At 50.4% G+C, this 14,576-nt stretch carries 10 protein-coding genes, 5 tRNA genes and 3 rRNA genes; 1 reads left to right on the top strand and 17 read right to left on the bottom strand.

What is annotated here, in order from left to right; translation table 11 throughout:
• Positions 1–304 precede the first annotated feature (304 nt).
• The 11 genes from rplL to RGV86_RS11565 all read right to left on the bottom strand — a co-directional run bounded on the left by rplL (position 305) and on the right by RGV86_RS11565 (position 5,842).
• A complete protein-coding gene (gene rplL, locus RGV86_RS11515; protein ID WP_000028878.1) occupies positions 305–670 on the bottom strand; it encodes a 50S ribosomal protein L7/L12 in 366 nt (121 codons plus the stop codon).
• A gap of 66 nt (positions 671–736) precedes the next feature.
• Positions 737–1,234, bottom strand: a complete 498-nt coding sequence (gene rplJ, locus RGV86_RS11520) for a 50S ribosomal protein L10 (protein WP_001207201.1) — start codon at positions 1,232–1,234, stop codon at positions 737–739.
• Positions 1,235–1,646: 412 nt separating this feature from the next.
• On the bottom strand, positions 1,647–2,351 hold the full coding sequence (rplA, locus tag RGV86_RS11525; RefSeq protein WP_001096683.1) for a 50S ribosomal protein L1: 705 nt from the start codon (positions 2,349–2,351) through the stop codon (positions 1,647–1,649).
• Positions 2,352–2,354: 3 nt separating this feature from the next.
• Positions 2,355–2,783 carry a 50S ribosomal protein L11 gene (gene rplK / locus RGV86_RS11530; protein WP_001085926.1) on the bottom strand — a complete coding sequence of 143 codons (429 nt, stop codon included), beginning with the start codon at positions 2,781–2,783 and terminating at the stop codon, positions 2,355–2,357.
• A gap of 158 nt (positions 2,784–2,941) precedes the next feature.
• Positions 2,942–3,487 (bottom strand): transcription termination/antitermination protein NusG, encoded by a 546-nt coding sequence (gene nusG, locus RGV86_RS11535; RefSeq protein WP_001287521.1) that lies wholly within the window; start codon positions 3,485–3,487, stop codon positions 2,942–2,944.
• A 1-nt stretch (position 3,488) separates the two neighbouring features.
• Positions 3,489–3,872 (bottom strand): preprotein translocase subunit SecE, encoded by a 384-nt coding sequence (gene secE, locus RGV86_RS11540; protein ID WP_001275702.1) that lies wholly within the window; start codon positions 3,870–3,872, stop codon positions 3,489–3,491.
• 229 nt (positions 3,873–4,101) lie between these two features.
• Complete coding sequence (gene tuf, locus RGV86_RS11545; protein ID WP_000031784.1) at positions 4,102–5,286, bottom strand: elongation factor Tu; 1,185 nt, start codon at positions 5,284–5,286, stop codon at positions 4,102–4,104.
• A 114-nt stretch (positions 5,287–5,400) separates the two neighbouring features.
• A tRNA-Thr gene (locus tag RGV86_RS11550) sits at positions 5,401–5,476 on the bottom strand.
• Positions 5,477–5,482: 6 nt separating this feature from the next.
• Positions 5,483–5,557, bottom strand: a tRNA-Gly gene (locus tag RGV86_RS11555).
• A 116-nt stretch (positions 5,558–5,673) separates the two neighbouring features.
• Positions 5,674–5,758: transfer RNA gene (locus RGV86_RS11560), tRNA-Tyr, on the bottom strand.
• A gap of 8 nt (positions 5,759–5,766) precedes the next feature.
• Positions 5,767–5,842: transfer RNA gene (locus RGV86_RS11565), tRNA-Thr, on the bottom strand.
• 361 nt (positions 5,843–6,203) lie between these two features.
• Between RGV86_RS11565 and coaA the strand changes: the two genes are divergently transcribed.
• Positions 6,204–7,154: a type I pantothenate kinase gene (coaA, locus tag RGV86_RS11575; RefSeq protein WP_000023078.1), complete on the top strand. Its 951-nt coding sequence runs from the start codon at positions 6,204–6,206 to the stop codon at positions 7,152–7,154.
• Between the two features lie 31 nt (positions 7,155–7,185).
• On the opposite strand, the gene birA is transcribed toward coaA, so the two are convergent.
• The 6 genes from birA to RGV86_RS11605 all read right to left on the bottom strand — a co-directional run bounded on the left by birA (position 7,186) and on the right by RGV86_RS11605 (position 14,497).
• Positions 7,186–8,148, bottom strand: coding sequence for a bifunctional biotin--[acetyl-CoA-carboxylase] ligase/biotin operon repressor BirA (gene birA / locus RGV86_RS11580; RefSeq protein WP_032227097.1), 963 nt, complete (start codon positions 8,146–8,148; stop codon positions 7,186–7,188).
• Positions 8,145–9,173 (bottom strand): UDP-N-acetylmuramate dehydrogenase, encoded by a 1,029-nt coding sequence (murB, locus tag RGV86_RS11585; RefSeq protein WP_085461512.1) that lies wholly within the window; start codon positions 9,171–9,173, stop codon positions 8,145–8,147. Before murB ends, birA begins: the two co-directional genes overlap by 4 nt.
• A gap of 302 nt (positions 9,174–9,475) precedes the next feature.
• Positions 9,476–9,591, bottom strand: a 5S ribosomal RNA gene (gene rrf / locus RGV86_RS11590).
• 101 nt (positions 9,592–9,692) lie between these two features.
• Positions 9,693–12,599, bottom strand: a 23S ribosomal RNA gene (locus RGV86_RS11595).
• Positions 12,600–12,794: 195 nt separating this feature from the next.
• Positions 12,795–12,870 (bottom strand) — tRNA-Glu (locus RGV86_RS11600).
• An 85-nt stretch (positions 12,871–12,955) separates the two neighbouring features.
• Positions 12,956–14,497 (bottom strand): 16S ribosomal RNA (locus tag RGV86_RS11605).
• The 16S, 23S and 5S rRNA genes sit together here with 1 tRNA gene alongside, the layout of an rRNA operon.
• Positions 14,498–14,576 lie beyond the last annotated feature (79 nt).

Raw genomic sequence — 14,576 nt, forward strand, 5'->3', positions numbered from 1 at the left:
CGCTGACAAGTCGACCCATCTGTCCACTGAGCGGACAGTTTGTGCAACACTATTTTGTTGACCGGAAAATGGATACTTTCCGCAATGCCTGTTGCTATCACGCTTAAACCATTTCATTGCGATTTACACAGAACGGGAGTTCTGTCGCAGTATATTAAGTCGTCGATAGAAACAAGCATTGAAAGGCACAGCAGTAGTCAAACAGTGTGAAACGCTACTGGCGCCTTACAGCGCAAAAAGGCTGGTGACTAAAAAGTCACCAGCCATCAGCCTGATTTCTCAGGCTGCAACCGGAAGGGTTGGCTTATTTAACTTCAACTTCAGCGCCAGCTTCTTCCAGAGCTTTTTTCAGTGCTTCAGCGTCATCTTTGCTCACGCCTTCTTTCAGAGCAGCTGGAGCAGATTCTACCAGGTCTTTAGCTTCTTTCAGACCCAGGCCAGTTGCGCCACGTACTGCTTTGATAACAGCAACTTTGTTAGCGCCAGCAGCTTTCAGAATTACGTCGAATTCAGTTTTTTCTTCAGCAGCTTCAACCGGGCCAGCAGCTACAGCTACAGCAGCAGCAGCGGAAACACCGAATTTTTCTTCCATTGCAGAGATCAGTTCTACAACGTCCATTACAGACATAGCTGCAACTGCTTCAATGATTTGATCTTTAGTGATAGACATTTAAATTGTTCCTGAATATCAGAATAAGTTTATACGTAAGCGAATGCGTTAAAAAGATAACTGCGATTAAGCAGCTTCTTTCGCATCGCGTACAGCAGCCAGAGTACGAACCAGTTTGCCAGCCGAAGCTTCTTTCATGGTTGCCATCAGGCGTGCAATTGCTTCTTCGTAGGTCGGCAGAGTTGCCAGGCGGTCGATCTGAGACGCCGGGATCAGCTCACCTTCAAAGGCAGCGGCTTTGACCTCAAATTTTGCATTCGCTTTCGCGAACTCTTTGAACAGACGAGCTGCAGCGCCCGGGTGTTCCATAGAGTATGCAATCAGGGTCGGACCAACAAACGCGTCTTTCAGGCACTCGAACGGAGTACCTTCAACAGCACGGCGCAGCAGGGTGTTACGAACAACACGCATGTATACGCCAGCTTCGCGACCTGCTTTACGCAGTTCAGTCATTTTATCTACAGTTACGCCACGGGAATCCGCAACCACTGCAGACAGCGCGCCTTTGGCTACTTCGCTGACTTCAGCAACAATCGCTTGTTTGTCTTGAAGATTTAAAGCCATTAGCTTTGCTCCTGGATGTTTGCCAGAGAAAATCTCTGGAACTCACTTCACTCCTCCAAATGGAGAGAGCGTCTTAATTACGGTGAGCAGAAACAAGCCAGAATATAAAAGAATAATCTTAGCGTTCTGTCACCGTCTACGCAGGGGATTAAGTTTCTTACGAAACTCCTGCGGTCTTCGACGGAGGCCTGGATAGGCCAGGCTCCAACGAACAAATCTTTTCTATCCGTCGCTATTCAGCTTGTGGCGGCGTTGGCTTCCTTCGTTCGCACCAGTCACATAGTAGCTATGCTCCTGGCGACTCACTCAGTTGCCGCCTTGCCACAACCCGAATATCTCGGATATACGTCTGCATTAAGCATTATACGTGGGGGGTAAGATTGTAGACAAAATCACCGCCCACGTAAAGGTATTAGTTTGCAGAAGCGCTCAGGCCAGCCTGGTCAACTGCAACACCTGCACCCATGGTGGTGGAGATGCTAACTTTCTTGATGTACACACCTTTCGCCTGAGTCGGTTTTGCTTTTTTCAGCGCAACCAGCAGAGCTTCCAGGTTTTCTTTCAGTTTGTCAGCGTCAAAGTCCACTTTACCAATGGTGGTGTGGATGATGCCGTTTTTGTCGTTACGGTAACGAACCTGGCCAGCTTTAGCGTTTTTAACCGCTTCAGCAACGTTCGGGGTTACAGTACCCACTTTCGGGTTCGGCATCAGGCCGCGCGGACCCAGAACCTGGCCCAGCTGGCCAACAACGCGCATTGCATCCGGAGAAGCAATAACAACGTCAAAGTTCATTTCGCCTTTCTTGATCTGGTCAGCCAGATCTTCCATACCTACCAGTTCAGCGCCTGCAGCTTTAGCAGCTTCAGCGTTTGCGCCCTGGGTAAATACGGCTACGCGAACGGAACGGCCAGTACCGTGCGGCAGTACAGTTGCACCACGTACGTTCTGGTCAGATTTACGAGCGTCGATGCCGAGGTTAACAGCAACGTCCACGCTTTCTACGAATTTAGCAGTCGCCAGCTCTTTCAGCAGAGCGATAGCTTCGTTGATGTCGTACTGTTTGGTCGCATCAACTTTCTCGCGGATAACACGCATGCGCTTGGTCAGTTTAGCCATTTCTTAGTCCTCCACTACCAGGCCCATGGAACGTGCAGTACCTTCGATGGAGCGAGTCATCGCTTCAATGTCGGCACCAGTCATGTCGGCAGCTTTGGTCTGCGCGATTTCCTGCAGCTGAGCGCGGGAAATTTTACCCACTTTGTCTTTGTTCGGCTTACCGGAACCAGACTTGATACCAGCCGCTTTTTTCAGCAGAACTGCTGCCGGCGGAGTCTTGGTAACGAAAGTGAAAGAACGGTCAGCGTAAACGGTGATAACTACCGGAATCGGCAGACCTTTTTCGATGGAATCAGTTTTTGCGTTGAACGCTTTGCAGAATTCCATGATGTTTACGCCCTGCTGACCCAGAGCCGGACCTACTGGCGGACTCGGGTTAGCCATACCAGCTGCAACCTGCAGCTTGACATAGGCTTGTACTTTCTTAGCCATTATAAATTCCTCAAGTTGGGTAATAACGCCTCTGAGAGGCTCCCCGTGATATAAAAAATCGTTTTACGGGCAAGGCCCATAAAAACAAAAGGCGCGAAATTGTATTCCAATCTCACGCCTTGTGCAACGATTAAATCGCCGCTTTTTTGATCGCTGGGTTAGGCTTTTTCAACCTGGCTGAAGTCCAGCTCTACCGGGGTCGCACGACCGAAGATAGAAACAGAGACTTTCAGACGAGACTTCTCGTAATCCACCTCTTCAACGACGCCGTTGAAGTCAGCGAACGGACCATCATTAACACGAACCATTTCACCCGGTTCAAACAGCGTTTTCGGACGCGGCTTATCACCAACCTGCTGCAGGCGGTTCATAATCGCATCAACTTCTTTATCGCTGATTGGCGCAGGACGATCGGAAGTACCGCCGATGAAGCCCATCACACGCGGTACGCTGCGCACCAGGTGCCAGCTCGCGTCGTTCATCACCATCTGAACGAGGACGTAGCCAGGGAAGAATTTGCGTTCGCTTTTGCGACGCTGACCGCCACGGATCTCAACGACTTCTTCAGTCGGAACCATGACTTCGCCAAACAACTCTTCCATGTTGTGTAATTTGATATGCTCACGCAGCGACGTTGCTACGCGGCCTTCAAAACCGGAAAACGCCTGAACGACGTACCAGCGCTTTTTAGGAGCTTCAGACATCTCAGAACCTCAGGCCAGTGATAAAGGATACCAGGCGAACCAGAATACCATCCAGTCCCCACAGGATCAGTGACATTACTGCGGTAACCGCAGCCACAATCAGCGTGGTGTGCAATGTTTCCTGGCGAGTCGGCCAAATGACCTTACGGACTTCGGTACGCGCTTCACGGGCAAAAGCAACGGTTGCTTTACCTTTTGTCGTTAACAGCGCGACACCACCCGCTGCAGCAATCAGAATTACTACGGCCAGCGCACGCAGCGGCAGCATAATGTCGCGATAAAGGTAGTTGCCGACGATTGCCACCAGGAGCAATGCCACCACAACGACCCACTTCATCGCTTCCAGGCCGCGCCCGCTTCCTTGAGCTTCGGTATTCGCACTCATAAACCAACCTGTCAGAAGTATTCTACAAACATTTTCACCCCGCGATAGCGAGGCAAACCAAATCGAAACGCGTATTCGCTTTTCGGATTATACGCCCTCAACAGAGCCTGTCTCAGCAATGATTATGACAAAGAAAATCACTGATGAGCCAGGTTCTGGTACGAAAGCGTGCAAAAAGGGCATCAAATGATGCCCTTTTATTGCGCATTGCGTCAAATGTTATCGGCAATTAGCTCAGAACTTTAGCTACAACGCCCGCGCCAACGGTACGGCCGCCTTCACGGATTGCGAAACGCAGACCATCGTCCATCGCGATCGGGTGGATCAGGGTAACAACCATTTTGATGTTGTCGCCCGGCATTACCATCTCTACGCCTTCCGGCAGTTCGATAGTACCAGTCACGTCAGTAGTACGGAAGTAGAACTGCGGACGGTAGCCTTTGAAGAACGGAGTATGACGGCCGCCTTCATCTTTGGACAGAATGTACACTTCAGATTCGAACTTGGTATGCGGCTTGATGGTGCCCGGCTTAGCCAGTACCTGACCACGTTCGATTTCTTCACGTTTGATACCACGCAGCAGAACACCTACGTTCTCACCAGCACGGCCTTCGTCCAGCAGTTTGCGGAACATTTCAACGCCAGTACAGGTAGACTTCTGAGTCTCTTTGATACCAACGATTTCAACTTCTTCACCAACTTTGATGATACCGCGTTCTACACGACCGGTAACAACAGTACCACGACCGGAGATGGAGAATACGTCTTCGATCGGCAGCAGGAACGGCTTGTCAATCGCACGCTCTGGTTCCGGAATGTAAGAATCCAGGAAGCCAGCCAGTTCCAGGATTTTCGCTTCCCACTCTGCGTCGCCTTCCAGCGCTTTCAGAGCAGAACCACGAACGATCGGAGTGTCGTCGCCCGGGAAGTCGTACTGAGACAGAAGTTCACGAACTTCCATTTCAACCAGTTCCAGCAGCTCTTCGTCATCAACCATGTCGCATTTGTTCAGGAACACGATGATGTACGGAACGCCTACCTGACGACCCAGCAGGATGTGCTCACGAGTCTGCGGCATCGGGCCGTCAGTCGCAGCAACAACCAGGATCGCGCCGTCCATCTGCGCAGCACCGGTGATCATGTTTTTAACATAGTCGGCGTGCCCCGGGCAGTCTACGTGTGCGTAGTGACGGGTCGGGGTGTCGTATTCAACGTGAGAAGTGTTGATGGTGATACCACGAGCTTTTTCTTCTGGCGCGTTATCGATCTGGTCGAATGCGCGAGCAGCACCGCCGTAGGTTTTAGCCAGTACGGTAGTGATTGCAGCGGTCAGCGTTGTTTTACCATGGTCAACGTGGCCGATAGTACCGACGTTAACGTGCGGTTTTGTACGTTCAAACTTTTCTTTAGACATCGATTGTCCCTCTAAGACACGGATAAATCGGTGATATCACCACATCAACCAGGCAACATGCCCGACTTGTTGAATGCAATAAACAGAAGGAAAAAACAGGGAGGAGAAAAGAAGTGGTGCTGATAGGCAGATTCGAACTGCCGACCTCACCCTTACCAAGGGTGCGCTCTACCAACTGAGCTATATCAGCACATCTTGGAGCGGGCAGCGGGAATCGAACCCGCATCATCAGCTTGGAAGGCTGAGGTAATAGCCATTATACGATGCCCGCATCCTGGAACTCGGCTACCTGATTTTCATTCTGCACTGAATATCGAGAGAAGCTCTCTTTATTCGAGCCGGTAAGCGAACTTATCGTCTCGGGCTACGCCATCGCGTGGCCGAAATTGGTGGTGGGGGAAGGATTCGAACCTTCGAAGTCTGTGACGGCAGATTTACAGTCTGCTCCCTTTGGCCGCTCGGGAACCCCACCGGACTTGATGGTGCCGACTACCGGAATCGAACTGGTGACCTACTGATTACAAGTCAGTTGCTCTACCTACTGAGCTAAGTCGGCATCAAGTAGCGCGCATTCTATGGAGACATGCGAGCTCATGCAACTAAAAAATTGCATAATTTGTTTTGTTGGTCATATTTTAAACAACCCGATGAAGAAACAGTCGAACAATGAGCAGATTAGCACATTTTTTCAGCATTGTTCTGCTTAACAATATGCGCCAGTTAAAACACCATTCTTTTTATCAGATGGAATATCTGTCACATTGCTTTTCACCGATAGCTTCCCGGAAGCGATTTTTTCTTATTATTCCTCCCCATCTGGTGTTACCCTCCTGCCCATTAACCCATTCAACAGAACTGTGACGCGCCATGGCAAATATCGCTTTGCCGATAGAGCTATGACCGTCAGAAACATGCTTATGAGTATAAAAGAGCAAACGTTAATGACGCCTTACCTACAGTTTGACCGCAACCAGTGGGCAGCTCTGCGTGATTCCGTACCGATGACGTTATCGGAAGATGAGATCGCCCGTCTCAAAGGTATAAATGAAGATCTCTCGTTAGAAGAAGTTGCCGAGATCTATTTGCCTTTGTCGCGTTTGCTGAACTTCTATATAAGCTCGAATCTGCGCCGTCAGGCAGTTCTGGAACAGTTTCTTGGCACTAACGGACAACGCATTCCTTACATTATCAGCATCGCAGGCAGTGTAGCTGTAGGAAAAAGTACAACCGCCCGTGTATTACAGGCACTATTAAGCCGTTGGCCGGAACATCGTCGTGTTGAACTGATCACTACCGATGGTTTTCTTCATCCCAACAAAGTGCTTAAAGAACGCGGGTTGATGAAAAAGAAAGGCTTCCCGGAATCGTATGATATGCATCGTCTGGTGAAGTTTGTTTCCGATCTCAAATCGGGTGTACCAAACGTTACGGCACCGGTTTACTCGCATCTTATTTATGATGTAATCCCAAATGGTGATAAAACCGTTGTTCAGCCTGATATTTTAATCCTTGAAGGGTTAAATGTCTTACAGAGTGGGATGGATTATCCGCACGACCCACATCATGTATTTGTTTCTGATTTCGTCGATTTTTCGATATATGTTGATGCACCGGAAGACTTACTTCAGACGTGGTATATCAACCGTTTTCTGAAATTCCGCGAAGGGGCTTTTACAGACCCGGATTCCTATTTCCATAACTACGCGAAATTAACTAAAGAAGAAGCTATTAAGACTGCCATGACGTTGTGGAAAGAGATCAACTGGCTGAACTTAAAGCAAAATATTCTACCTACTCGCGAGCGAGCCAGTTTAATCCTGACGAAAAGTGCTAATCATGCGGTAGAAGAAGTCAGATTACGCAAATAATTTAAAGGGGAGCTAATGCTCCCCTTATTTATTATTCTGCGCTACGTAGGGATATTTCACCACCCATCCAGGGTTTTATTATTCCGTCCTGCTCAAGCAATAAAGCGCCCTGTTTGTCTATTCCGCGTGAAATACCAAATATTTCTTTATCACCAATGATAAGTTTCACTGGACGATTAATAAAATTATCCAGCTTTTCCCAACGCGAAAGATAAGGTGCCAATCCTTCTTGCTCGAAGAGTTCCAGCGCCGCGCGTAATTCACGTATTAGCATGGCCGCCAACGTATTACGATCAAGATTGATCCCTGCTTCCTGCAATGTGATCCATCCCTGGTTAACGACACTCTCTTCAACACGACGCATTGCCATGTTGATCCCGGCGCCAATGACGATTTGCGCTGCATCGCCGGTTTTGCCAGTCAGCTCCACAAGAATGCCTGCCAGCTTGCGATCCTGTAGATAGAGGTCATTAGGCCATTTAACGCGAACTTTATCTGCACCCAGCTTGCGTAATACTTCCGCCATCACGATACCGATAACCAGACTTAAACCAATTGCCGCAGCCGGGCCTTGTTCCAGACGCCAGAACATCGACAAATATAAGTTTGCGCCAAAAGGCGAAAACCATTTCCGACCACGGCGACCACGGCCTGCCTGCTGATATTCTGCGACGCAGGCATCGCCCGATTTAAGCTCTTCGATACGATCAAGAAGGTACTGATTAGTGGAGTCAATTACTGGCAGCACGGCTACACTACCGCCATCCAGCTGACTCAATATCTGTTCAGCATTAAGTAACTGAATGGGCTCAGGCAGGCTGTATCCTTTACCCGGAACGGTAAAGACATCAACGCCCCAGTCACGCAGTGTTTGAATGTGTTTATTAATGGCCGCCCGGCTCATTCCTAACGTTTCACCCAGCTGCTCGCCAGAGTGAAATTCGCCATTCGCTAACAGCGTGATTAATTTCAGTGGAACGGTATTATCCTTCATGAAATCGTCTCCACTGCGCTAACTTCACCTGATGCACCAATAAAGCGAACTTCGGGCTCAAGCCAGACATTAAATTTTTCACCAACTTTCTGTCTTACATGATGTGCCAGTTGCACGACATCTTCGCTTTTTGCATTGCCTTCATTGACGAGAACTAACGCCTGTTGACGGTGTACCGCAGCCCCACCCATTTGCGTCCCTTTTAGCTGACACTGATCGATGAGCCAGCCAGCAGCCAGTTTTACTGAACCATCCGCCTGAGGGTAATTCGGTGCCGTTGGAAATTGTGCCAACAACGCGTTAGCCGTTTCCACAGATACAACAGGATTTTTGAAGAAACTACCAGCATTGCCGTTCACTTTTGGATCGGGCAGCTTTGTAGTTCTCATATGGCACACCGCATCAAATACTTGCTGTGGCGTTACTGTTGAAGGCTCCAGACGAGTTAAGTCACCGTAAGTCAGTACAGGTTGCCACTCTTTTGGCAGACGCAGACCTACAGCAACAATGGCGAAGCGGTCCTGATATTCATGCTTAAAAATACTGTCGCGATAGCCAAAACGGCACTCTTTGGCAGTTAAGCGCACTTGCTTGCCTGTCGTTAGCTCAACGCAGTCAACATAATCGCAAACGCGCTGTAATTCTACGCCATAAGCACCAATATTCTGGATAGGTGATGAGCCGACACAACCAGGAATTAATGCCAGATTTTCCAGACCAGGCATACCTTCCTGCAAAGTGTATTTTACCAGGCGATGCCAGTTTTCTCCGGCTCCTACATGTAAATACCACGCATCAGGTTCATCATGAATTTCGACACCTTTGATCCGGTTGATGATCACCGTGCCGCGATAGTCTTCCAGAAAAAGTACATTACTTCCTTCACCCAGAATAAGAACGGGTTGTCCTTCTGCGGTTGCATGCTGCCAGGCATTGAGTAGTTGTTGTTCGTCTTCGGCACATACAATGTGCTGAGCATTATGATCAATGCCAAATGTGTTCCAGGGTTTTAAGGAGTGGTTCATAGCTGCTTTCCTGATGCAAAAACGAGGCTAGTTTACCGTATCTGCGGGGGGATGGCTTGTAGATATGATGACAGGAAGAGTTTGTAGAAACGCAAAAAGGCCATCCTTGCGGATGGCCTTCTGCTTTATCTGATGCCTGGCAGTTTATGGCGGGCGTCCTGCCCGCCACCCTCCGGGCCGTTGCTTCGCAACGTTCAAATCCGCTCCCGGCGGATTTGTCCTGCTCAGGAGAGTGTTCACCGACAAACAACAGATAAAACAAAAGGCCCAGTCTTCCGACTGAGCCTTTCGTTTTATTTGATGCCTGGCAGTTCCCTACTCTCGCATGGGGAGACCCCACACTACCATCGGCGCTACGGCGTTTCACTTCTGAGTTCGGCATGGGGTCAGGTGGGACCACCGCGCTACGGCCGCCAGGCAAATTCTGTTTCATCAACACGTCCTGTTCTGACCTGTCGATTTAATCTGTATCAGGCTGAAAATCTTTCTCTCAATCCGCCAAAACAGCTTCGGCGTTGTAAGGTTAAGCCTCACGGTTCATTAGTACCGGTTAGCTCAACGCATCGCTGCGCTTACACACCCGGCCTATCAACGTCGTCGTCTTCAACGTTCCTTCAGGACTCTCAAGGAGTCAGGGAGAACTCATCTCGGGGCAAGTTTCGTGCTTAGATGCTTTCAGCACTTATCTCTTCCGCATTTAGCTACCGGGCAGTGCCATTGGCATGACAACCCGAACACCAGTGATGCGTCCACTCCGGTCCTCTCGTACTAGGAGCAGCCCCCCTCAGTTCTCCAGCGCCCACGGCAGATAGGGACCGAACTGTCTCACGACGTTCTAAACCCAGCTCGCGTACCACTTTAAATGGCGAACAGCCATACCCTTGGGACCTACTTCAGCCCCAGGATGTGATGAGCCGACATCGAGGTGCCAAACACCGCCGTCGATATGAACTCTTGGGCGGTATCAGCCTGTTATCCCCGGAGTACCTTTTATCCGTTGAGCGATGGCCCTTCCATTCAGAACCACCGGATCACTATGACCTGCTTTCGCACCTGCTCGCGCCGTCACGCTCGCAGTCAAGCTGGCTTATGCCATTGCACTAACCTCCTGATGTCCGACCAGGATTAGCCAACCTTCGTGCTCCTCCGTTACTCTTTAGGAGGAGACCGCCCCAGTCAAACTACCCACCAGACACTGTCCGCAACCCGGATAACGGGTCTACGTTAGAACATCAAACATTAAAGGGTGGTATTTCAAGGTCGGCTCCACGCAGACTGGCGTCCACGCTTCAAAGCCTCCCACCTATCCTACACATCAAGGCTCAATGTTCAGTGTCAAGCTATAGTAAAGGTTCACGGGGTCTTTCCGTCTTGCCGCGGGTACACTGCATCTTCACAGCGAGTTCAATTTCACTGAGTCTCGGGTGGAGACAGCCTGGCCATCATTACGCCATTCGTGCAGGTCGGAACTTACCCGACAAGGAATTTCGCTACCTTAGGACCGTTATAGTTACGGCCGCCGTTTACCGGGGCTTCGATCAAGAGCTTCGCCTTGCGGCTGACCCCATCAATTAACCTTCCGGCACCGGGCAGGCGTCACACCGTATACGTCCACTTTCGTGTTTGCACAGTGCTGTGTTTTTAATAAACAGTTGCAGCCAGCTGGTATCTTCGACTGATTTCAGCTCCACGAGCAAGTCGCTTCACCTACATATCAGCGTGCCTTCTCCCGAAGTTACGGCACCATTTTGCCTAGTTCCTTCACCCGAGTTCTCTCAAGCGCCTTGGTATTCTCTACCTGACCACCTGTGTCGGTTTGGGGTACGATTTGATGTTACCTGATGCTTAGAGGCTTTTCCTGGAAGCAGGGCATTTGTTGCTTCAGCACCGTAGTGCCTCGTCATCACGCCTCAGCCTTGATTTTCCGGATTTGCCTGGAAAACCAGCCTACACGCTTAAACCGGGACAACCGTCGCCCGGCCAACATAGCCTTCTCCGTCCCCCCTTCGCAGTAACACCAAGTACAGGAATATTAACCTGTTTCCCATCGACTACGCCTTTCGGCCTCGCCTTAGGGGTCGACTCACCCTGCCCCGATTAACGTTGGACAGGAACCCTTGGTCTTCCGGCGAGCGGGCTTTTCACCCGCTTTATCGTTACTTATGTCAGCATTCGCACTTCTGATACCTCCAGCAACCCTCACAGGCCACCTTCGCAGGCTTACAGAACGCTCCCCTACCCAACAACACATAGTGTCGCTGCCGCAGCTTCGGTGCATGGTTTAGCCCCGTTACATCTTCCGCGCAGGCCGACTCGACCAGTGAGCTATTACGCTTTCTTTAAATGATGGCTGCTTCTAAGCCAACATCCTGGCTGTCTGGGCCTTCCCACATCGTTTCCCACTTAACCATGACTTTGGGACCTTAGCTGGCGGTCTGGGTTGTTTCCCTCTTCACGACGGACGTTAGCACCCGCCGTGTGTCTCCCGTGATAACATTCTCCGGTATTCGCAGTTTGCATCGGGTTGGTAAGTCGGGATGACCCCCTTGCCGAAACAGTGCTCTACCCCCGGAGATGAATTCACGAGGCGCTACCTAAATAGCTTTCGGGGAGAACCAGCTATCTCCCGGTTTGATTGGCCTTTCACCCCCAGCCACAAGTCATCCGCTAATTTTTCAACATTAGTCGGTTCGGTCCTCCAGTTAGTGTTACCCAACCTTCAACCTGCCCATGGCTAGATCACCGGGTTTCGGGTCTATACCCTGCAACTTAACGCCCAGTTAAGACTCGGTTTCCCTTCGGCTCCCCTATTCGGTTAACCTTGCTACAGAATATAAGTCGCTGACCCATTATACAAAAGGTACGCAGTCACCCTGATAAATCAAGGCTCCCACTGCTTGTACGTACACGGTTTCAGGTTCTTTTTCACTCCCCTCGCCGGGGTTCTTTTCGCCTTTCCCTCACGGTACTGGTTCACTATCGGTCAGTCAGGAGTATTTAGCCTTGGAGGATGGTCCCCCCATATTCAGACAGGATACCACGTGTCCCGCCCTACTCATCGAGCTCACAGTATGTGCATTTTTGTGTACGGGGCTGTCACCCTGTATCGCGCGCCTTTCCAGACGCTTCCACTAACACACACACTGATTCAGGCTCTGGGCTGCTCCCCGTTCGCTCGCCGCTACTGGGGGAATCTCGGTTGATTTCTTTTCCTCGGGGTACTTAGATGTTTCAGTTCCCCCGGTTCGCCTCATTAACCTATGGATTCAGTTAATGATAGTGTGACGAATCACACTGGGTTTCCCCATTCGGAAATCGCCGGTTATAACGGTTCATATCACCTTACCGACGCTTATCGCAGATTAGCACGTCCTTCATCGCCTCTGACTGCCAGGGCATCCACCGTGTACGCTTAGTCGCTTAACCTCACAACCCGAAGATGTTTCTTTCGATTCATCATCGTGTTGCGAAAATTTGAGAGACTCACGAATAATCTTTCGACTATTCAGTGTTTCAATTTTCAGCTTGATCCAGATTTTTAAAGAGCAAATATCTCAAACATCACCCGAAGATGAGTTTTGAGATATTAAGGCAGGTGACTTTCACTCACAAACCAGCAAGTGGCGTCCCCTAGGGGATTCGAACCCCTGTTACCGCCGTGAAAGGGCGGTGTCCTGGGCCTCTAGACGAAGGGGACGTATCAGTCTGCTTCGCAAGACGCCTTGCTTTTCACTTTCTATCAGACAATCTGTGTGAGCACTTCAAAGAACGCTTCTTTAAGGTAAGGAGGTGATCCAACCGCAGGTTCCCCTACGGTTACCTTGTTACGACTTCACCCCAGTCATGAATCACAAAGTGGTAAGCGCCCTCCCGAAGGTTAAGCTACCTACTTCTTTTGCAACCCACTCCCATGGTGTGACGGGCGGTGTGTACAAGGCCCGGGAACGTATTCACCGTGGCATTCTGATCCACGATTACTAGCGATTCCGACTTCATGGAGTCGAGTTGCAGACTCCAATCCGGACTACGACGCACTTTATGAGGTCCGCTTGCTCTCGCGAGGTCGCTTCTCTTTGTATGCGCCATTGTAGCACGTGTGTAGCCCTGGTCGTAAGGGCCATGATGACTTGACGTCATCCCCACCTTCCTCCAGTTTATCACTGGCAGTCTCCTTTGAGTTCCCGGCCGGACCGCTGGCAACAAAGGATAAGGGTTGCGCTCGTTGCGGGACTTAACCCAACATTTCACAACACGAGCTGACGACAGCCATGCAGCACCTGTCTCACAGTTCCCGAAGGCACCAATCCATCTCTGGAAAGTTCTGTGGATGTCAAGACCAGGTAAGGTTCTTCGCGTTGCATCGAATTAAACCACATGCTCCACCGCTTGTGCGGGCCCCCGTCAATTCATTTGAGTTTTAACCTTGCGGCCGTACTCCCCAGGCGGTCGACTTAACGCGTTAGCTCCGGAAGCCACGCCTCAAGGGCACAACCTCCAAGTCGACATCGTTTACGGCGTGGACTACCAGGGTATCTAATCCTGTTTGCTCCCCACGCTTTCGCACCTGAGCGTCAGTCTTCGTCCAGGGGGCCGCCTTCGCCACCGGTATTCCTCCAGATCTCTACGCATTTCACCGCTACACCTGGAATTCTACCCCCCTCTACGAGACTCAAGCCTGCCAGTATCAGATGCAGTTCCCAGGTTGAGCCCGGGGATTTCACATCTGACTTAACAGACCGCCTGCGTGCGCTTTACGCCCAGTAATTCCGATTAACGCTTGCACCCTCCGTATTACCGCGGCTGCTGGCACGGAGTTAGCCGGTGCTTCTTCTGCGGGTAACGTCAATGAGCAAAGGTATTAACTTTACTCCCTTCCTCCCCGCTGAAAGTACTTTACAACCCGAAGGCCTTCTTCATACACGCGGCATGGCTGCATCAGGCTTGCGCCCATTGTGCAATATTCCCCACTGCTGCCTCCCGTAGGAGTCTGGACCGTGTCTCAGTTCCAGTGTGGCTGGTCATCCTCTCAGACCAGCTAGGGATCGTCGCCTAGGTGAGCCGTTACCCCACCTACTAGCTAATCCCATCTGGGCACATCCGATGGCAAGAGGCCCGAAGGTCCCCCTCTTTGGTCTTGCGACGTTATGCGGTATTAGCTACCGTTTCCAGTAGTTATCCCCCTCCATCGGGCAGTTTCCCAGACATTACTCACCCGTCCGCCACTCGTCAGCAAAGAAGCAAGCTTCTTCCTGTTACCGTTCGACTTGCATGTGTTAGGCCTGCCGCCAGCGTTCAATCTGAGCCATGATCAAACTCTTCAATTTAAAAGTTTGATGCTCAAAGAATTAAACTTCGTAATGAATTACGTGTTCACTCTTGAGACTTGGTATTCATTTATCGTCT

It is taken from the genome of Escherichia ruysiae, from assembly GCF_031323975.1.
Taxonomy (GTDB): domain Bacteria; phylum Pseudomonadota; class Gammaproteobacteria; order Enterobacterales; family Enterobacteriaceae; genus Escherichia; species Escherichia ruysiae.

Excerpts from the sequence above, each read along its gene's own strand:
- rplL (WP_000028878.1), bottom strand. The coding sequence starts at position 670 with ATGTCTATCACTAAAGATCAAATCATTGAAGCAGTTGCAGCTATGTCT.
- rplJ (WP_001207201.1), bottom strand. The coding sequence starts at position 1,234 with ATGGCTTTAAATCTTCAAGACAAACAAGCGATTGTTGCTGAAGTCAGC.
- rplA (WP_001096683.1), bottom strand. The coding sequence starts at position 2,351 with ATGGCTAAACTGACCAAGCGCATGCGTGTTATCCGCGAGAAAGTTGAT.
- rplK (WP_001085926.1), bottom strand. The coding sequence starts at position 2,783 with ATGGCTAAGAAAGTACAAGCCTATGTCAAGCTGCAGGTTGCAGCTGGT.
- nusG (WP_001287521.1), bottom strand. The coding sequence starts at position 3,487 with ATGTCTGAAGCTCCTAAAAAGCGCTGGTACGTCGTTCAGGCGTTTTCC.
- secE (WP_001275702.1), bottom strand. The coding sequence starts at position 3,872 with ATGAGTGCGAATACCGAAGCTCAAGGAAGCGGGCGCGGCCTGGAAGCG.
- tuf (WP_000031784.1), bottom strand. The coding sequence starts at position 5,286 with ATGTCTAAAGAAAAGTTTGAACGTACAAAACCGCACGTTAACGTCGGT.
- coaA (WP_000023078.1), top strand. The coding sequence starts at position 6,204 with ATGAGTATAAAAGAGCAAACGTTAATGACGCCTTACCTACAGTTTGAC.
- birA (WP_032227097.1), bottom strand. The coding sequence starts at position 8,148 with ATGAAGGATAATACCGTTCCACTGAAATTAATCACGCTGTTAGCGAAT.
- murB (WP_085461512.1), bottom strand. The coding sequence starts at position 9,173 with ATGAACCACTCCTTAAAACCCTGGAACACATTTGGCATTGATCATAAT.